The organism is Agromyces sp. GXS1127 (assembly GCF_050565425.1).
Taxonomy (GTDB): Bacteria; Actinomycetota; Actinomycetes; order Actinomycetales; family Microbacteriaceae; genus Agromyces.
Genome location: NZ_JBOCIG010000008.1, coordinates 1 through 18,813 on the forward strand (window position 1 = coordinate 1; position 18,813 = coordinate 18,813).

Consider the following 18,813-nt stretch of genomic DNA (forward strand, 5'->3'; position numbering starts at 1 on the left):
CACAGTGATCACTCTCCAATCGTTGAGTGTTCACTTTTCGACCGCCGCTACTGTTCAGTTTTCAAGCGTCGCCGACAGCCGCCGAACGCGGGATGCCGGCCATCGCCCGGGCGCGCTCGTCCCCGGATCCAGCACACGGCGTTCGCCAGAGCTCATCGCCGAGCGACATCGGGTACCCCGTCGGTCGGCGGTCGCCCCTCCGCCGGTCGCTGGTGCCCCTCAGTCGCGCGCCTGTCGGGCTCGCCGCGGGCACACGACGAAGGGGGCGGATGCCGTGGCATCCGCCCCCTTCGGGGTGTGGTGCGGAGTCGCTACTCCTGGCCGAGCGTGCCCAGGTAGAGGCCGATCACCTTCGGGTCGTTCAGCAGGTCGCGTCCCGGCCCCTCGTAGGCGTCGCGGCCCTGGTCGAGGACGTAGCCCCGATCGCAGATCTGCAGGCAGCGGCGCGCGTTCTGCTCGACCATGATGGTGGTCACGCCGGCGCGGTTGATCTCCTTGACGCGCAGGAAGGCCTCGTCCTGCCGGACGGGGGAGAGACCGGCGCTCGGCTCGTCGAGGAGCAGCACGTGCGGCCCCATCATGAGCGCGCGCGACATCGCCACCATCTGGCGCTCACCGCCCGAGAGCGAACCGGCGCGCTGGGTGAGGCGCTTGCCGAGCTCCGGGAAGATGTCGACCACGAACTCGAGGCGGTGCTTGAGGTCCTTGGGCTTCTGGAAGATGCCCATCTCGAGGTTCTCCTGGATGGTGAGCGAGGGGAAGACGTTGTTCGTCTGCGGGACGAACCCGACGCCCTTCGACACCAGCTTGTTCGCCTTGAGGTTCGTGATCTCCTCGCCCTGGAGGAAGATCCCGCCCTCGCGCACCTTCACGAGGCCGAAGATCGACTTCAGCAGCGTCGACTTCCCGGCGCCGTTCGGGCCGATGATGCCGACGAGCTCGCCCTGACGGGCGGTCAGCGAGCATCCGTTCAGGATGTTGACGCCGGGCAGGTAGCCCGCCGTGACATCCCGTACCTCGACGACCATGTCGCGCGTGTCCACGGTCGCCGCGCCAGAGGTCGACGCGGCGCCCGGCGTGGGTTCACTGTTCGTCATCGATGAGCTCCTTCATGGCTTCGACGTGACCGGTGTCGGTCGCCCCGAGGTCGGTGTCGTGGTGCGCACCGAGGTAGGCGTCGATCACCGCCGGGTCGGACATCACCTCGTGCGGGTCGCCTTCGGCGACGATCTTGCCCTCGGCCATCACGATCACCCAGTCCGCGATGTGGCGGACCATGTGCATGTCGTGCTCGACGAAGAGCACCGTCATGCCCTGCGCCTTCAGGTCGAGGATGTGGTCGAGCAGCGACTGCGTGAGCGCGGGGTTCACGCCGGCCATCGGCTCGTCGAGCATCACCAGGGTCGGATCGCTCATGAGCGCGCGGGCCATCTCGAGGAGCTTCCGCTGCCCGCCCGAGAGGCTCGCCGCGTAGTCCTCCTGCTTCGTGTCGAGCTTGAAGCGGGTGAGGATCTCCTTGGCCTTCTCCTCGATCTCCTCCTCCTGCTTGCGCCAGAGGAAGGGCAGGACGGACCGGAAGAGGTTCTCACCGGTCTGCTGCTTCGCACCGAGCTTCATGTTGTCGAGCACGGTGAGCAGGCCGAGCGCCTTGGTGAGCTGGAACGTCCGGATGAGGCCCATCCGGGCGACCCGGTACGCCGGGACGTGTGCCAGCGAGCGGCCGTCGAACTCCCACTTGCCCTCGTCCGGCTTGTCGAAGCCGGTGAGCAGGTTGAAGAACGTCGTCTTGCCGGCGCCGTTCGGACCGATGAGGGCCGTGATGGCGCCCCGCGGGATCTCGACGTGGGCGACGTCGACGGCGGTGAGGCCGCCGAACGTGCGCTTGACGCCGTCGGCGATGAGGATCGGGTCGACCTTCTTGACCCCTGGACCCGCCTCGCCGACGTGGAGGCCGGTCGTCTTGACCGGCGTCGTGGGAGTGCCGTTATCGGACAAAGGACAGCTCCTTCTTGTTGCCGAAGATGCCCTGTGGCCTGAATACCACGAGGAGCATGATCGCGATGCCGACCAGGATGAACCGCAGCTGGCCGGCCTGGACCTGCGTCATGAACGGGAACCAGCCGGCCTCGACCGCCCGGGCCATGAAGCCCGAGAAGAACGACAGCAGCACCCAGAAGATCATCGAGCCCACGATCGGGCCGAGGATCGTCGCGGCGCCGCCGAGCAGCAGGATCGCGTAGATGAAGAAGGTGAGCGACGTCTGGTAGTTCGCCGGCACCACCGCGCGCGGCATGATGAAGATCATGCCGGCGAGGGTGCCGAAGACGCCGCCCAGGATCAGGCTCTGCATCTTGTACGAGTAGACGTTCTTGCCGAGGGCGCGCACGGCGTCCTCGTCCTCGCGGATGCCCTTGATGACACGGCCCCAGGGGCTGCGCATCAGCAGCCACGTGAACAGCGCGGCCAGGATGACGACGGTCCATCCGAGGATGCGGATCCACCAGTCGTAGGCGTTGTACGTGAACGGACCGAACCCGTACGTGCCGTCGGGGATCGGGTTCAGCGCAGCCAAGCCGCCCTTGTAGCCCTGCAGGCCGCTCGCCGAGCCGGTCACGTCGTCGAACGTGTTCGTCGTGAAGATGAGCCGCAGGATCTCCGCGGCGGCGATCGTCACGATGGCGAGGTAGTCCGCGCGCAGGCGCAGGGTCGGGATGCCGAGGATGAGGGCGAACACGATGGAGGCGCCGATGCCGACGAGCACCGAGGCCCATACCGGGAACCCGAAGCTCAGGGTCGAGATCGCGTAGCCGTACGCGCCCAGGGCCATGAAGCCCGCCTGGCCGAAGTTCAGCAGGCCGGTGTACCCGAAGTGGATCGCCAGGCCGAGTGCGGCCAGGGCGTACGCCGCGGTCGTCGGACTGATGAGCTCCTGCGCCGCATTCGAGAAGATCTGAATCCAGTCGATCATGGTCGGCCCCTTATCCGATTCTCTCTCGGCGACCCAGGATGCCCTGCGGTCGGAACAGCAGCACCAGGATCAGCACCAGCAGTGCACCGACGTACTTCATGTCGCTCGGCAGCCAGAGCGTGGAGATCTCGATGAAGAGACCCACGATCAGCGAACCGACGAGGGCGCCGAACGCGGTGCCGAGACCACCGAGAGTGACCGCGGCGAACACGAGCAGCAGGATCTGGAAGCCCATGTCCCAGCTGACGCCGGGACGGAAGTAGGCCCACAGGATGCCCGCGAGGCCCGCCAGACCGCCGCCGAGCACCCAGACGATGCGGATGACGCGGTCGACGTCGATGCCGCTCGCCGCGGCGAGGGGTGCGTTGTCGGAGACCGCGCGCGTCGCCTTGCCGATCCGGGTGCGGAGCAGGAAGAACGCCACCGCGAGGAGGACGACGACCGAGGTGGCCATGCTCGCGACGTCGATCCACGACAGCAGGATCGGCCCGAGCTGGATCTCCCGGGGGAGCGTCGCGCCGGGCAGCTGGCGGGTGCCGCCGCCGTAGAAGAACTGGTACGTGTAGCGCAGCGCGAGCGAGAGGCCGATGCTCACGATCATCAGCGGGATGAGGGCCACGCCGCGCTTGCGGAGCGGCTTCCACAGCCCCGCGTCGAGCGTCCAGCCGAGCCCGGCCGACAACGCGATCGCGATGATGATCGACAGCCACACCGGCACGTTCAACGTCGTGCTGAAGGTCAGCATCATCAACGCGCCGAACGTGATCATCTCGGCGTGGGCGAAGTTCGAGAGCCCGGTCGTGCCGAAGATCAGCGACAGGCCGATCGCGGCGAGCGCGAGGAGCAGGCCGAAGTTCAGGCCGTTGACGACGCGGATGAGCACCTGCGCGCCGTAGTCGGTCGTGACGCGCTGCCCTTCGCCGAGGAAGAAGTTGACGGCCTTCCGCTTGGTCAGGCCGAACTCGGCCTCGACCGTGGACTGGCCGTCCTCGACGACCACGCCCTCGGGCAGGGTGTCCTCGTCGAGGGTGAGCTCGTAGGCCTCCTTCTCGGGCACGCCGAGGGTCCACTGGCCGTTCTCATCGGTCTCGGTCTCCGCTTCGAACCCGTTGCCGGAGACGGAGATGGACACCCCCTCGAGCGGCTCATCGTTGTACTTCACGTTCCCGCTGAAGAAGTACTCGAACTCCTCGGCCTGGCCGTCCGTACCCCCTTCGTCCGCCATCGCAGGGGACGCTGCGATGCCGGACAGAGTGAGTGCGGACAGTAGGAGTCCGAGGAGGAGGAGCCACCTCCCGCGGGAATGTGGGCGGACTGATTGCGTGGATTCCACTGCACCTCCAAAGGTCCCGGTATGGGGGTCGACCGGGTTCGCCTTTCCTGCGACGACGTCGTCACAGTACGTGCCGATTATGTCCCAGGTGTTTCGCACCCGGGCACAAACGGCCCTCGATTGTTATCCGGGGAATGGCGGCGACGCAAACTCGCTTAAACTCTTCTGTACCGCGACGATGCGCCCGTGCCCGCGACCCGCGGTCCGCGGGCGGTCGAGCACGACTCGAGACGAAGGGGCGACATGGATCAGGCCGATCCGTTCGGATTCACTGGACTGACGTACGACGACGTCCTGCTGCTGCCGGGGCACACCGACGTGATCCCGAGCGAGGCCGACACGAGCTCGCGCCTGACGCGGCGCATCACGGTCGCGACCCCGCTGCTCTCCGCCGCGATGGACACCGTGACCGAGGCCCGCATGGCCATCGCCATGGCGCGACAGGGCGGCATCGGCATCCTGCACCGCAACCTCTCGATCGCCGAGCAGGCCGACATGGTCGACCGCGTGAAGCGCAGCGAGTCGGGCATGGTCTCCAACCCGGTGACGACCACGCCGGATGCCACGGTGGCCGAGGTCGACCAGCTGTGCGCGACGTACCGCGTCTCGGGCCTGCCCGTGGTCGACGCCGACGGCGTGCTGGTCGGCATCATCACGAACCGCGACATGCGGTTCGTCTCCGACTTCGAGAAGCCGACCACGAGCGTCGCCGACGTCATGACGAAGGCGCCGCTCATCACGGGTCGCGTCGGCATGGACCCCGACGAGGCCGTCGCGATCTTCGCGCAGCACAAGGTCGAGAAGCTCCCGCTCGTCGACGACCAGGGGCGTCTCACCGGCCTCATCACGGTCAAGGACTTCGACAAGTCCGAGCAGTACCCGAACGCGACCAAGGATGCCGAGGGGCGCCTGCGCGTCGGCGCCGCGATGGGCTTCTTCGGCGACGCCTGGGAGCGTGCCGAAGCGCTGCGCGACGCGGGTGTCGACGTGCTCGTCGTCGACACCGCGAACGGCGAGTCGGCCGGCGTGCTCGATGTCATCCGCCGGCTCAAGGCCGACCCGACGTTCGCGCACATCGACGTCATCGGCGGCAACGTCGCGACGTACGAAGGTGCCAAGGCGCTCGTCGACGCGGGTGCCGACGCCGTCAAGGTCGGCGTCGGTCCGGGTTCGATCTGCACCACGCGCGTCGTCGCGGGCGTCGGCGTCCCGCAGATCACCGCGGTCTACGAGGCCTCGAAGGCCACGAAGCCCGCCGGCGTGCCGCTCATCGCGGACGGCGGCCTGCAGTACTCGGGCGACATCGCCAAGGCGCTCGTCGCGGGCGCCGACACGGTCATGCTCGGCTCCCTGCTCGCGGGAACCGCCGAGAGCCCGGGCGACCTCGTGTTCCAGAACGGCAAGCAGTACAAGACGTACCGCGGCATGGGTTCGCTCGGCGCACTGCAGACGCGCGGCAAGAAGACCTCGTACTCGAAGGACCGCTACTTCCAGGCGGATGTCCCGAGCGACGACAAGCTCATCCCCGAGGGCATCGAGGGCCAGGTGCCCTATCGCGGCCCGGTCTCGGCGGTCGCGTACCAGCTCGTGGGCGGACTCCGGCAGTCGATGTTCTACGTCGGGGCGCGGACCGTCGCCGAGCTGAAGGCCAAGGGGCGCTTCGTGCGCATCACGCCGGCCGGGCTCAAGGAGTCGCACCCGCACGACGTGCAGTTCGTCGTCGAGGCGCCGAACTACACGAGGTAGGGCTCGATACGCTCCGGCCCGCGGCCGGTGCTACTCGACCGCCGAGGTGCGCGCGTCGGCGATCCGACTGATCGCCTCTGCGAGCACCTCGGGCGAGCAGGCGAGGTTGAGCCGGGCGTGACCGCGTCCGGCCAGCGCACCGAACATGGGCCCCTTGGCGAGCGCGACGCGCGCGCGCTCGAGCGCCACGTCGGCGGGATCGTCGCCCCAGCCGAGCGCGGAGAGGTCGAGCCACGCCAGGTACGTGGCCTGCGGCATCCGATACCGCACGTCCGGCAGCTCGTCGGCCAGCAGGTCGGCGAGGAGCCGTCGGTTGTCATCGATCGACGCCAGCACGCCGTCGAGCCAGCGGCCGCCGTGCCGGAACGCGGCGACGGAGGCGATCGAGCCGAACTGGCTCATGCGCCACTCGACCTCGTACGGGAACGACGCGCGGACGGCGTCGCCGCGCTCGCTCGCGGTGACGATGAGCGCGGCCTTCAGCCCCGCGAGGTTGAAGGCCTTCGTTGCGGCGGTCACCGCGACGCCGTGCTCCCGCGCGGCATCGGAGACCGTCAGGAACGGCACGTACGGCGTCTCCGGCTGCGACAGCGGCCCGTGCACCTCGTCGGACACGATCGTCGCGCCGAACCGTGCCGCGAGGTCGGCGAGCGCCGCGAGGTCGTCGCGCGGATGGACGACGCCGACCGGGTTGTGCGGGTTGCAGAGCACCATGGCACGGGCGCCCGCGGCGAAGGCGGCCTCGATGCCGGCGAGGTCGAGCGACCAGCCCGCCTCGATGCCGCCCGAGAGGGGAACCTCCACCACGGTCGCGCCCGCCTCGGCGACGAGGTCGAAGAACGGCGGGTAGATGGGCGGGTTCACGATCACCCCGTCACCCGGCCGAACCACCTGGCGCAGCACCTCGACGATGCCCATGCTCACGTCGGCGGTGCAGGTCACCCGCGCGGGATCCGGGTCCCAGCCGAGCCGCGCGGCGGCGAACTCCGCGAACGCCTCGGCGACCGGGAGGCTCCCGGAGTTGTAGCCGGTGTCCGAGCGACGGATCGCGGCGTGCAGCGCCTCGGCGATCGGTTCGGCGAGCGGGTAGTCCATCTCGGCGACGGGCAGGGGCAGCACGTCCGGGTCGTAGCTGCGCCACTTGGCACTGGTCCGGGTTCGGAGGAGATCGAGCGGGTCGGCGGCGACGCGGTGCATGGGTCCAGCCTGCCCGATGACGCCGCCGGGTGGGACGATGCCGCGAGGCCGTGCCGCGGCATCCGTCTTCGGCTAGTCTGGACGGCTGCCCATCGGGCGGTGCGGCCGGGGCCGCTGTCTCTCGAACGGAACCGCTCGCATGGGCTTCATCGACGTCAACGGCGTCTCCTTCTCGCTGCCGGACGGCCGGCCGCTGCTCGCCGACCTCGCCTTCCGCGTGACCGAGGGCCGCACGACCGCGCTCATCGGGCAGAACGGCGCGGGCAAGACGACCCTGCTGCGCATCGTCCGCGGCGACCTGCGGCCCGATGAGGGCAGCGTCCAGGTCGTCGGCGGCCTCGGGGTCATGGACCAGTTCGTCGGGCGCGGCGAGGTCGTCGAGGGCGTCGAGCGCACCGTGCACGGCCTGCTGGTGTCGGTCGCGCCCGCGCGCGTGCGGGCGGCGGCGATCGAGCTGGAGCGAGCCGAGAACGCGCTCATCGAGACGGATGACACGGCCGCGCAGATGCGGTACGCGTCGGCGCTCGCCGAGTACGCGGAGGCGGGCGGCTACGACCAGGAGGTCGTGTGGGATCACTGCACGATCGCGGCGCTCGGAATCCCGTTCGAGCGCGCCAAATGGCGCGAGCTCGCGACGCTCTCCGGCGGCGAGCAGAAGCGCCTCGCGCTCGAGGCGCTGCTGCGCGGACCGGAGGAGGTCCTGCTCCTCGACGAGCCCGACAACTCCCTCGACGTGCCGGGCAAGCGCTGGCTGGAGGGGCAGCTGCGGGCGACGCCGAAGACCGTGCTGCTCGTCTCGCACGACCGCGAGCTGCTCGCGCGCGCCGCCGACCGCATCGTGACGCTCGAGGCGGGCGCCGCGGGCAGCACGGCATGGGTGCACGGCGGCTCGTTCCGCGGATACCACGCCGCGCGCGAGGAGCGCTTCGCCCGGCTCGACGAGCTGCGGCGGCGCTGGGACGAGCAGCACGCGCAGCTGAAGCAGCTCGTGCAGACGCTGAAGGTCAAGGCGACCTACAACGACGGCATGGCCTCGCGCTACCAGGCCGCGGTCACGCGGCTGCGGAAGTTCGAGGAGGCCGGCCCGCCCGAGGAGCGGCCACCGGCACAGGCGGTGTCGATGCGCCTGCGCGGCTCGCGCACGGGCAAGCGCGCCGTCGTGTGCGAGGGGCTCGAGCTCACGGGGCTCATGCGGCCGTTCGACCTCGAGGTCTGGTACGGCGACCGGGTCGCGGTGCTCGGCTCGAACGGGTCGGGCAAGTCGCACTTCCTGCGTCTGCTCGCGGCCGGCGGCAGCGACCCCGACCGCGCGAAGGGGCATGTGACGGATGTCGGAGCGACGCTCGCCGCCGTCCCGCACACGGGCACCGCGACGCTCGGCGCGCGGGTCGTGCCGGGCTGGTTCGCGCAGGGCCACGAGCTGCCGGGGCTCCGCGGCCGGACGCTCCTCGACATCCTCCATCGCGGCGACGCGAACCGCGAGGGGATGGCGCGCGAGGCCGCGAGCTCGGCGCTCGACCGCTACGGGCTGGCCGGGTCGGCGCTGCAGCAGTTCGACGCGCTCTCGGGCGGACAGCAGGCGCGCCTGCAGATCCTGCTGCTCGAGCTCTCGGGCGCGACGCTGCTGCTCCTCGACGAGCCGACCGACAACCTCGACCTCGTGTCGGCGGAGGCGCTGGAGGACGCGCTCTCGCGCTTCGACGGCACCGTGCTGGCGGTCACGCACGACCGCTGGTTCACGCGGTCGTTCGACCGGTTCGTGGTGTTCCGCTCCGACGGCGAGGTCGTCGAGGCCGACGCTCCCGTGTGGGACGAGGCCCGGGTGGCGCGGGCGCGCTGAACGTGCGCCCGCGGCATCCGTGTCGCACCGCTGAGGCCCTTGGGTAGGGTTGAACGGTGACCCAGGAGATCGAGATCGGCCGCTCCAAGCGGGGCCGTCGCGTCTACGCGTTCGACGACATCGCCATCGTGCCGAGCCGGCGCACCCGCGACCCCGAGGACGTCTCGGTCGGCTGGTCGATCGACGCGTACCAGTTCGACATCCCGTTCCTCGCGGCGCCCATGGACTCCGTCGTGTCGCCGCAGACGGCGATCATGATGGGCCAGCTCGGCGGGCTCGGCGTGCTCGACCTCGAGGGCCTGTGGACCAGGTACGAAGACCCGGAGCCCGCGCTCGCCGAGATCCGCAACCTCAGCGACGATCAGGCGACGGCCCGCATGCAGGAGCTGTACTCCGAGCCGATCAAGCCCGACCTCGTGACCGAGCGCCTGGCCGAGGTTCGCGCCGCGGGCGTCACGGTCGCCGGCGCCCTCTCGCCGCAGCGCACGCAGGAGCTCTACGAGACGGTCGTCGCCGCGGGCGTCGACCTCTTCGTCATCCGCGGCACCACCGTCTCCGCCGAGCACGTCTCGAAGAACCAGGAGCCGCTGAACCTCAAGAAGTTCATCTACGAGCTCGACGTCCCGGTCATCGTGGGCGGTGCCGCCACGTACACGGCGGCGCTGCACCTCATGCGCACGGGCGCCGCGGGCGTGCTCGTCGGCTTCGGCGGCGGTGCGGCCTCGACCACGCGCGCCACGCTCGGCATCCACGCGCCCATGGCCACCGCGGTGGCGGATGTCGCGGGCGCGCGTCGCGACTACCTGGACGAGTCCGGCGGCCGGTACGTGCACGTCATCGCCGACGGCGGCGTCGGTGCGGCCGGTGACATCGTGAAGGCCGTCGCGTGCGGTGCCGACGCGGTCATGCTGGGTGCGGCGCTCGCTCGCGCGACCGACGCACCGGGCGGCGGATGGCACTGGGGCCCCGAGGCGCACCACTTGAAGCTGCCGCGCGGCCAGCGCGTGCAGGTCGGGCAGGTCGCCCCGCTCGAGGAGATCCTCTACGGGCCGGCACCGGCCGCCGACGGCACGGCGAACCTCGTGGGCGCCCTTCGCAAGTCGATGGCCACGACGGGCTACTCCGACCTCAAGGAGTTCCAGCGGGTCGAGGTCGTCGTCGCGCCGTACCAGTCGGCGTAGGGGCCGGCCGACGCAGCCTGTCAACCCGCTCCGATCCCCGGCCGATTCCATGGCCGAGCGTACGGTGCTCGGGTAGCGTGGTGACGACGGGCGTGGCCGCCGCGGTCCGCCCGGGGATGGGGAGCGACGATGGCGAGACTGAAGTCGGTGACGCGTTCGAACAAGCTCGGACCTGAGGAACGCGAGGCGGCGATCGCCCGTCTCAAGGAGAAGGAACTCGACGTCCTCGTCGTCGGCGGCGGCATCGTCGGAACCGGTGCGGCGCTCGACTCGGTGACGCGCGGCCTCTCGACGGGGCTCCTCGAGGCGCGCGACTGGGCGTCGGGAACCTCGAGCCGGTCGTCGAAGCTCGTGCACGGCGGCATCCGGTACCTCGAACAGCTCGACTTCCGCCTCGTGCGCGAGGCGCTCATCGAACGCGGCCTGCTGCTGCAGCGCATCGCGCCGCACCTCGTCAAGCCCGTCCGGTTCCTCTACCCGCTGCAGAAGCGCGTGTTCGAGCGGTTCTACATCGGCGCCGGCATGCTGCTCTACGACATCTTCAGCTACTCGGGCGGGCGCCCGCCCGGCGTGCCCCACCACCGGCACCTGTCGAAGCGACAGGTGATGCGCGCGATCCCGTCGCTCTCGAGCGATGCGCTGGTCGGCGGGCTCACCTACTACGACGCGCAGGTCGACGACGCGCGGTACGTGGCATCCCTCGCCCGCACCGCGTCGTTCTACGGCGCGCACGTCGCGAGCCGCGTCAAGGTCGAGGGATTCGTCAAGGTCGGCGAGCGCGTGGTCGGCGTGAAGGCGCACGACCTGCAGACCGACGAGCACTTCGAGATCCGGGCGAAGCAGGTCGTCAACGCGACGGGCGTCTGGACCGACGACACGCAGCGCATGGTGGGGGAGCGCGGCACGTTCAAGGTGCGCGCGTCCAAGGGCATCCACCTGGTCGTGCCGCGCGACCGCATCCAGTCGGCGATGGGCATGATCTTCCGCACCGAGAAGAGCGTGCTGTTCGTCATCCCGTGGGGCCGGCACTGGCTCATCGGCACGACCGACACCGACTGGAACCTCGACAAGGCGCACCCGGCGGCGACGGCGGCCGACATCGACTACCTGCTCGAGCACGTCAACGCGGTGATGGCGATCCCGCTCACCAGGGAGGACGTCGAGGGCGTCTTCGCCGGCCTCCGGCCGCTGCTCGCGGGGGAGAGCGACCAGACCTCCAAGCTCTCGCGCGAGCACGTCGTCGCGCACACCGTGCCGGGGCTCGTCGTCGTCGCGGGCGGCAAGTGGACCACCTACCGGGTCATGGCGAAGGACGCCATCGACGCCGCCGCCGACGCACTCGACGGGCGCGTCCCGGCGTCGACGACGCAGGACATCCCGCTGCTCGGCGCCGAGGGCTACCAGGCGGCATGGAACAAGCGCGGCAAGATCGCGCGGGCGTTCGGCGTGCACAAGGTGCGCATCGAGCACCTGCTGAACCGCTACGGCACCCTCACCGACGAACTGCTCGACCTGATCCGCGAGAACCCCGAGCTCGGGGATCCGCTCCCGGGGGCGGACGACTACCTCGGCGCCGAGGTCGTGTACGCGGCCTCGCACGAGGGCGCACTGCACCTCGACGACGTGCTCGCCAGGCGCACGCGCATCTCGATCGAGGCGTGGGACCGCGGCGTCTCGGCCGCACCGGTCGCCGCGCGACTCATGGCCGGCGTGCTCGGCTGGGACGCCGACCGGGAGGCGCTCGAGGTCGAGCGGTACCTGCAGCGGGTCGCCGCCGAGCGCGCGTCGCAGGAGCAGCCCGACGACGAGGCGGCCGATCGCGCGCGGCTCGAGGCGCCCGACATCGTGAAGGTCGACTGAGTCCGCCGGAGGGGTCTCGATAGGGCGCTGCGCGCCTACTCGACCACCGGGGGAGCTCGCAGGGACCGCGCATCCGGCCGGGCTAGAATCTCGGGCGACATGCTCCGGATGATGCTGCGCCCCCGCTGGGTGCTCGCCCTGATCGCTGCGCTCGGCATCGCGGCGGCGTTCGCGCTCCTCGCGCAGTGGCAGGTCGACCGCGCCGTCGAGCAGGCGACCGTCGTCGAACGTCCGACCGAGGAGGTCCGTCCGCTCGCCGAGGTCGTCGAACCCGACGGCCCGACCGAGCAGGCGGCGACCGGCCAGCGCGTCTCGCTCACCGGCACGATCGTGCCGGGCGACACGGTGCTCGTGCAGGGCCGCCTGAACGACGGCGTCGCCGGCTGGTGGGTCGTCGCCCATGTCGAGGTGACGGATGCCGCTGCCGGCGGGCTGCCCGTCGCCCTCGGCTGGACCGATGACGAGCAGACGGCGCGCGAGGTGCTCGCCGAGGTCGACCGGACGGCCGGGTCGGCCGGCGAGGTCGGGTTCGTCGGGCGGTTCCTTCCGAGCGAGGCGCCCGTGGCGCCCGACGAGGGCGAGGACCCGCAGTCGATGACGACCGTCGCGGTGGCGCATCTCATCAACGTCTGGGCCGACTACGACGACCGGCCGGTGTACTTCGGCTATGTGACCACGACGGAGCCGATCGCCGAGCTCGAGGCGATCGACTCGCCCCCGCCGTCGCAGGAGTCGGAGCTGAACTGGCTCAACGTGTTCTACGCCGTCGAGTGGGTCGTGTTCGCGGGCTTCGCGGTCTTCCTCTGGTACCGGCTCGTGAAGGATGCGGTGCAGCGCGAGCGCGAGGAGGCCGAGCTGGAGGCGTCGGCCGCGGAGTCGGCGGAGTCGGCCGGACAGCCCGCGGACGCGTCCCGCGACTGAACTCCGGCGCCAGCGTGCGGCGCCGCGGGGCGGCATCCGTCACGGCCTTCGCCCAGCCGGCCGCATCGTAGACTGGACGCCATGCCCCTCGAGCCCAAACCGGCTGAATTCCCGCGCATCCGCGGGGCCCTCAAGTTCTACATGGTGGCCTCGGTCATCACGGGCGTCATGCTCCTCCTGCTCTGCGCGGAGATGCTGCTGAAGTACGTCTGGCACCTCGAGCTCTACGCATTCGGCCCGAACGGCCTGCTCTCGTTCGAGCCCGTCGCCGAGACGCCCGAGGGGCTCGAGTCGACCGGCACGGGCGTGAACCTCTCGACCGGCATCCTCATCGCGCACGGCTGGTTCTACGTCGTGTACCTGTTCAGCAACTTCCGCCTGTGGAGCCTCATGCGGTGGCCGTTCTGGCGCCTGCTCGTGCTCGCCTCGGGCGGGATCGTGCCGTTCCTGTCGTTCATCCTCGAGGCCCGCATCGGGCGCGAGGTCCGCGGCTACCTGGCGAAGCGCGAAGCGGATGCCGCGGCGGACGCCGCACGCGCGGGCGCGCCCGGGACCGCTCCCGCGGCGACCGATACCGACTCCGACACCGATTCCGAGCCCGTGGAGGCCGCCCAGTGAGCGAGACCCAGCAGCGACCCGTCCTCGTCGTGGACTTCGGCGCGCAGTACGCGCAGCTGATCGCGCGGCGCGTGCGCGAGGCATCCGTCTACTCCGAGATCGTGCCGCACACGATCACGGCCGAGGAGGTCCGCGCGAAGGACCCGGTCGGCATCGTCCTCTCGGGCGGACCGTCGTCGGTCTACGAGCCGGGTGCGCCCGCACTCGACCCGGGCATCCTCGAGCTCGGCGTGCCGACGCTCGGCATCTGCTACGGCTTCCAGGTCATGGCGCAGCAGCTCGGCGGCGAGGTCGCGCACACCGGGCACCGCGAGTACGGCTCGACCGCCGCGACCGTGCGCGTCGACGACCGGAACACGCTGCTCGGCGGCCAGCCCGAGCACCAGACGGTCTGGATGAGCCACGGCGACTCGGTCGCCGTCGCACCCGAGGGCTTCGAGGTGCTCGCGTCGACCTCGACGACGCCCGTCGCCGCGTTCGCGAACGATGAGCAGGGCTTCTACGGCGTGCAGTGGCATCCCGAGGTCAAGCACTCGCCGTACGGCCAGGACGTCATCGAGAACTTCCTGCACCGCGCCGCCGGCATCCCGGCCGACTGGAACCCCGACAACGTCATCGCCGAGCAGGTCGAGCGGATCCGCGCCCAGGTCGGTTCGGCGCGCGTGATCTCGGCGCTCTCGGGCGGCGTCGACTCGGCGGTCTCGACCGCGCTCGTCCACGAGGCCGTCGGCGACCAGCTCACGGCCGTGTTCGTCGACCACGGGCTGCTCCGCAAGGGCGAGCGCGAGCAGGTCCAGGAGGACTACGTCGCCGCGACCGGCGTGCGCCTCGTCACGGTCGACGCCGCGGACACGTTCCTCGCCGCGCTCGCCGGGGTCACCGACCCCGAGGAGAAGCGGAAGATCATCGGCCGCGAGTTCATCCGGGCCTTCGAGCAGGCCGAGCGCGACCTGATCGCCGAGGCGGCGGCCGAGGGCGAACCGGTGAAGTTCCTCGTCCAGGGCACGCTCTACCCCGACGTCGTCGAGTCGGGCGGCGGCACGGGCACCGCGAACATCAAGAGCCACCACAACGTGGGCGGCCTGCCGGAGGACCTGCAGTTCGAGCTCGTCGAGCCGCTGCGCACCCTGTTCAAGGACGAGGTGCGCGCGATCGGCCGCGAGCTGGGCCTGCCCGAGGTCATCGTCGGACGCCAGCCGTTCCCCGGCCCCGGCCTCGGCATCCGCATCGTCGGCGAGGTCACCCTCGAGCGCCTCGAGGTGCTGCGCGAGGCCGACGCCATCGCACGCGCCGAGCTCACTGCGGCCGGCCTCGACTCGGAGATCTGGCAGTGCCCCGTGGTGCTCCTCGCCGACGTGCGCTCCGTCGGCGTGCAGGGCGACGGCCGCACGTACGGCCACCCGATCGTGCTGCGCCCCGTCTCGTCGGAGGACGCGATGACGGCGGACTGGACCCGCGTGCCGTTCGAGGTGCTCGCGAAGATCTCCAACCGCATCACCAACGAGGTGCCCGAGGTCAACCGGGTCGTGCTCGACGTCACGTCGAAGCCGCCGGGGACCATCGAGTGGGAGTGACGCGCTAGCCTGACCGGCATGGCGGTCATCGAGAACTCCAAGCTCAGCGTCATCGGCGCCGGGAGCGTCGGCGCGAGCCTCGTGTACGCGTCGCTCATCCGGGAGTCGGCCAACCAGGTCGCGCTGTACGACATCGCGACCGAGAAGGTCGAGGCCGAGGTGCTCGACCTCGCGCACGGCACCCAGTTCACGCGGTCCAACGTCGTCGGCGGGTCCGACCTCGACGTCGTCGCCGACTCTCATGTCGTGGTGATCACGGCCGGCGCGAAGCAGCAGCCCGGGCAGAGCCGGATGGAGCTCGCGGGCACGAACGTCGGGATCCTCGAGCGGCTCCTGCCGCAGCTCATCGAGCGCGCGCCCGACGCGATCTACGTGCTCGTGACGAACCCCGTCGACGTGCTGACCGTCGCGGCTCGCCAGATCAGCGGGCTGCCCGCCGAGCGGGTCATCGGTTCGGGCACCGTGCTCGACACGTCGCGGCTGCGGTGGCTGCTCGCCAAGCGCGCGGGCGTCCTGACCTCGAGCGTGCACGCCGACATCGTGGGCGAGCACGGCGACACCGAGTTCCCGCTGTGGTCGAACGCGCGGATCGGTCCGGTCCCGATCCTCGATTGGACGGGCGGCGAACGCTTCTCGATCGACGAGCTCGACGGCATCGCCCACGAGGTGCGCAATGCCGCCTACACCGTCATCCGGGGCAAGGGGGCGACGAACTACGCGATCGGGCTCTCCGGCGCGCGCATCGTCGAGGCGCTGCTCGACGACGAGAAGGCCGTGCTGCCGGTGTCGACCGTGCTCTCGGGGGAGTTCGGACTCGACGGCGTCGCGCTGTCGGTGCCGTCGGTCGTCGGCGGAAACGGCGCCTTCCCGATCGCGGAGACACCGATGTCGGAGGAGGAGTCCGGGCTGCTCGCGGCATCCGGCGACGCCATCAGGGCGACCATGCAGACGCTCGGGCTCTGAGCCCGCCGGCGCACTGAGGGCGCGACATGCTCACGCCGGGAGCGTGGCGACCCCCGCCGCAACGGCCGCCGCATGGAGCGCAGCATCGCGAGTCGCGAGCGGAAGCCCCTCGCGCTCGGCGACGATCAGGTAGGCCGCGTCGTAGGCGCTCAGGGAGTGTCTCCGCGCCGTCTGCAGGAGCGACGTGGGATCGAGATCGCGCACGACGTGGATCGGCAAGGAGCGGAGCAGCGTCGAGCGTCGAGCCACCTCGGCCTCGCTCAGGCGTCCTCGCCGCTCCGCCACGGCGAGGACGTTGGCGACCTCGTACTCCCAGATGACCGGCACGATCGCGCCACCGTCGGCGAGTCGATGCAGCAGCGCGTCGGATTCGGGGCTGGCCTCGTCCTCGAAGCACCAGCTGAGCGCGACGGACGCATCGAGGACGAACGCGCTCGTCACGCCCGGCCCTCCTCGATCAGTCGCCTGACCTCGCTGCCCAGTCGCGACCCCGTTCGCGCCGCCAGGAGCGCGACGACGGTGTCGGTCGCGGGGGCGGTCGGCGCGTCGACCGGGACGAGCCGGGCCACCGCCGTGCCGTGCCGTGTGATGGTGATCTCCTCGCCCGCCTCGACACGCTCGATCAGCGCGGGCAGGTGGGTCTTCGCCTCGTATGCTCCAACGGTGGTCATGCGCTCAGACTAGTCGCAGACTGGTCGGAATGGAACGGCTCGAACACCCTCCGGCGAATCGCGAGCGCAGTGTCGATCGGCGGTCTTCCCGTTCGACGCCATCAGTGAGAGGGTCGAACAGCGACCCGAGCAGGCGAGGAGCGATCCACCATGACGAAGTACATGATGATCATGCGCGGCAGCGACGAGGCCAACGAGGCCTTCCAGGACATGCCGTTCGACGAGGTCATCGCGGCGATGGGCCGCTACAACGAGGAGATGATGAAGGCGGGGATCATGCTCGCCGGTGAGGGGCTCTCCGACGCGAGCGAGGGCTTCGTGGTCGACTTCGCGGCCGAACCGCCCCTCGTCACCGACGGTCCCTACGGCGAGACGAAGGAGCTGTTCAACGGCTTCTGGATCATCGACGTCGCCTCGAGGGAGGAGGCGGCGGAGTGGGCCCGTCGCTGCCCCCTCGGGCCCGGCACCAAGCTCGAGGTGCGTCGCGTGAACGACCTCGAGGACTTCCCGCAGGACAACGAGTGGATCCAGAAGGAGCAGGGCTGGCGCGCCGAGCAGGCCGAGCGGCTCGCCGAGGACGCCCGACGCGGCGCCGCGCGGGCCTGACGACACGGGCCACGTGACCGACGAGACGGATGCCGCGGCGGCGCGCCCGGCGGACCCCGAGTCCGCCCGGCGCGCCGTCGCCGCCGTCTGGCGCATCGAGTCCGCCCGCATCGTCGCGACGCTCACGCGCACGGTCGGCGACTTCGCGCTCGCCGAGGACCTCGCGCAGGACGCGCTCGCCGAGGCCCTCGCGCAGTGGCCGGCCTCCGGCATCCCCTCGAACCCGGGCGCCTGGCTCACCGCGGTCGCCAAGCGCCGCGCGATCGACGGGTGGCGCCGACGCGAACGCTACGACGAGCGGCTCGCGGCGATCGCGCACGACCTGGAGCGCGAGCAGGCAGCGGCGACGGATGCCACGGGCGACCTGCCGTACGACCCCGACGCGATCGACGACGACGTGCTCCGGCTCGTGTTCGTGTCGTGCCATCCGGTGCTCTCGCGCGAAGCGCGCGTCGCGCTGACGCTCCGCGTCGTGGGCGGGCTCACGACCGAGGAGATCGGGCGTGCGTTCCTGACGCCCGTGTCGACCGTGCAGCAGCGCATCGTGCGGGCGAAGAAGACGCTGGGCGCGGCGGGCGTGCCGTTCGAGGTGCCGGGCCGGGACGAGTTCCCGGAGCGGCTCGGCACCGTGCTCGGCGTGCTGTACCTGATCTTCAACGAGGGGCATTCGGCGTCGGCGGGGTCGGACCTGATGCGCCCGGAGCTCAGCCGCGAGGCGCTGCGCCTCGCGCGCGTGCTCGCCGGCCTCGTGCCGCGCGAGCCCGAGGCGCACGGGCTCGTCGCGCTCATGGAGCTCACCGCGGCGCGGTTCCCGGCCCGGGTCGACGCGAACGGCGACCCGGTGCTCCTGCCCGACCAGGACCGGCGCCGGTGGGATCGCTCGGCGATCACGCGGGGGCGGGCGGCGCTCGTGCGCGCCGACGTCATCGGCCGTGGGCGGGGACCGTACGCGCTGCAGGCGGCGATCGCCGAGCGGCACGACGTCGCGGCATCCGTCGACGAGACCGACTGGGCGACGATCGTGGCGCTCTACGAGGCGCTCGGGCAGATCGCCCCTTCGCCGGTGGTCGAGCTCAACCGCGCCGTCGCGGTGGCCATGGCCGACGGAGCCGAGGCGGGGCTCGCGATCGTCGACGAGCTCGCGGCCGACGGGCGGCTCGCGCGGTACCACCCGCTGCACGCCGTGCGCGGGGAGCTGCTCGAACGGCTCGGGCGAACGGATGCCGCGCAGGCCGCGTTCGCGCAGGCAGCGCGCCTCACGGCGAACGAGCGCGAGCGCGCCGTGCTGCTCGCCCGCGCGGCGACCGGGCGCTGAACGCGTCGGCACGGAGACGC

At 70.9% G+C, this 18,813-nt stretch carries 17 protein-coding genes; 10 read left to right on the forward strand and 7 right to left on the reverse strand.

Annotated features, from left to right (window positions below; all coding sequences use genetic code 11):
- Positions 1 to 311: 311 nt before the first annotated feature.
- The 4 genes from ACQ393_RS14580 to ACQ393_RS14595 are packed head-to-tail and all read right to left on the reverse strand — an operon-like array spanning position 312 to position 4,193.
- Entirely contained in the window at positions 312 to 1,097 is a 786-nt protein-coding gene (locus ACQ393_RS14580; protein WP_430647600.1) for an ABC transporter ATP-binding protein, read from the reverse strand.
- Positions 1,084 to 1,995, reverse strand: coding sequence for an ABC transporter ATP-binding protein (locus tag ACQ393_RS14585; protein WP_430647601.1), 912 nt, complete (start codon positions 1,993 to 1,995; stop codon positions 1,084 to 1,086). The genes ACQ393_RS14580 and ACQ393_RS14585 overlap by 14 nt, the downstream gene beginning before the upstream one ends.
- Complete coding sequence (locus ACQ393_RS14590; protein ID WP_430647765.1) at positions 1,985 to 2,965, reverse strand: branched-chain amino acid ABC transporter permease; 981 nt, start codon at positions 2,963 to 2,965, stop codon at positions 1,985 to 1,987. Before ACQ393_RS14590 ends, ACQ393_RS14585 begins: the two co-directional genes overlap by 11 nt.
- A 13-nt stretch (positions 2,966 to 2,978) precedes the next feature.
- The gene (locus tag ACQ393_RS14595; RefSeq protein WP_430647602.1) at positions 2,979 to 4,193 is read right to left on the reverse strand and encodes an ABC transporter permease subunit; all 1,215 of its coding nucleotides are present in this window, start codon (positions 4,191 to 4,193) and stop codon (positions 2,979 to 2,981) included.
- Between the two features lie 351 nt (positions 4,194 to 4,544).
- Here ACQ393_RS14595 and guaB point away from each other — a divergent pair, with 351 nt between their 5' ends.
- Positions 4,545 to 6,047 carry an IMP dehydrogenase gene (guaB, locus tag ACQ393_RS14600; protein WP_430647603.1) on the forward strand — a complete coding sequence of 501 codons (1,503 nt, stop codon included), beginning with the start codon at positions 4,545 to 4,547 and terminating at the stop codon, positions 6,045 to 6,047.
- 30 nt (positions 6,048 to 6,077) lie between these two features.
- Here the strand turns inward: guaB and ACQ393_RS14605 are convergent, their stop codons facing one another.
- Positions 6,078 to 7,244 (reverse strand): MalY/PatB family protein, encoded by a 1,167-nt coding sequence (locus ACQ393_RS14605; protein WP_430647604.1) that lies wholly within the window; start codon positions 7,242 to 7,244, stop codon positions 6,078 to 6,080.
- Positions 7,245 to 7,383: 139 nt separating this feature from the next.
- Between ACQ393_RS14605 and ACQ393_RS14610 the strand changes: the two genes are divergently transcribed.
- The 7 genes from ACQ393_RS14610 to ACQ393_RS14640 all read left to right on the forward strand — a co-directional run bounded on the left by ACQ393_RS14610 (position 7,384) and on the right by ACQ393_RS14640 (position 16,201).
- A complete protein-coding gene (locus tag ACQ393_RS14610; RefSeq protein ID WP_430647605.1) occupies positions 7,384 to 9,084 on the forward strand; it encodes an ABC-F family ATP-binding cassette domain-containing protein in 1,701 nt (566 codons plus the stop codon).
- Positions 9,085 to 9,140: 56 nt separating this feature from the next.
- Positions 9,141 to 10,265 (forward strand): GuaB3 family IMP dehydrogenase-related protein, encoded by a 1,125-nt coding sequence (locus tag ACQ393_RS14615; protein WP_430647606.1) that lies wholly within the window; start codon positions 9,141 to 9,143, stop codon positions 10,263 to 10,265.
- A 129-nt stretch (positions 10,266 to 10,394) separates the two neighbouring features.
- A complete protein-coding gene (locus tag ACQ393_RS14620; RefSeq protein WP_430647607.1) occupies positions 10,395 to 12,125 on the forward strand; it encodes a glycerol-3-phosphate dehydrogenase/oxidase in 1,731 nt (576 codons plus the stop codon).
- A gap of 99 nt (positions 12,126 to 12,224) precedes the next feature.
- Complete coding sequence (locus ACQ393_RS14625; RefSeq protein ID WP_430647608.1) at positions 12,225 to 13,046, forward strand: SURF1 family cytochrome oxidase biogenesis protein; 822 nt, start codon at positions 12,225 to 12,227, stop codon at positions 13,044 to 13,046.
- An 81-nt stretch (positions 13,047 to 13,127) separates the two neighbouring features.
- A complete protein-coding gene (locus ACQ393_RS14630) occupies positions 13,128 to 13,664 on the forward strand; it encodes a DUF3817 domain-containing protein (RefSeq protein ID WP_430647609.1) in 537 nt (178 codons plus the stop codon).
- Positions 13,661 to 15,238 carry a glutamine-hydrolyzing GMP synthase gene (gene guaA, locus ACQ393_RS14635; RefSeq protein ID WP_430647610.1) on the forward strand — a complete coding sequence of 526 codons (1,578 nt, stop codon included), beginning with the start codon at positions 13,661 to 13,663 and terminating at the stop codon, positions 15,236 to 15,238. Before ACQ393_RS14630 ends, guaA begins: the two co-directional genes overlap by 4 nt.
- An 18-nt stretch (positions 15,239 to 15,256) precedes the next feature.
- Positions 15,257 to 16,201, forward strand: coding sequence for an L-lactate dehydrogenase (locus tag ACQ393_RS14640; protein ID WP_430647611.1), 945 nt, complete (start codon positions 15,257 to 15,259; stop codon positions 16,199 to 16,201).
- 30 nt (positions 16,202 to 16,231) lie between these two features.
- Here the strand turns inward: ACQ393_RS14640 and ACQ393_RS14645 are convergent, their stop codons facing one another.
- Positions 16,232 to 16,642, reverse strand: a complete 411-nt coding sequence (locus tag ACQ393_RS14645) for a type II toxin-antitoxin system VapC family toxin (protein WP_430647612.1) — start codon at positions 16,640 to 16,642, stop codon at positions 16,232 to 16,234.
- Entirely contained in the window at positions 16,639 to 16,872 is a 234-nt protein-coding gene (locus ACQ393_RS14650; protein ID WP_430647613.1) for a type II toxin-antitoxin system Phd/YefM family antitoxin, read from the reverse strand. Before ACQ393_RS14650 ends, ACQ393_RS14645 begins: the two co-directional genes overlap by 4 nt.
- A gap of 150 nt (positions 16,873 to 17,022) precedes the next feature.
- Here ACQ393_RS14650 and ACQ393_RS14655 point away from each other — a divergent pair, with 150 nt between their 5' ends.
- Together ACQ393_RS14655 and ACQ393_RS14660 are read left to right on the forward strand one after the other, a co-directional pair.
- Positions 17,023 to 17,478: a YciI family protein gene (locus ACQ393_RS14655; protein WP_430647614.1), complete on the forward strand. Its 456-nt coding sequence runs from the start codon at positions 17,023 to 17,025 to the stop codon at positions 17,476 to 17,478.
- Positions 17,479 to 17,491: 13 nt separating this feature from the next.
- The gene (locus ACQ393_RS14660; protein WP_430647615.1) at positions 17,492 to 18,793 is read left to right on the forward strand and encodes an RNA polymerase sigma factor; all 1,302 of its coding nucleotides are present in this window, start codon (positions 17,492 to 17,494) and stop codon (positions 18,791 to 18,793) included.
- Positions 18,794 to 18,813: the final 20 nt, after the last annotated feature.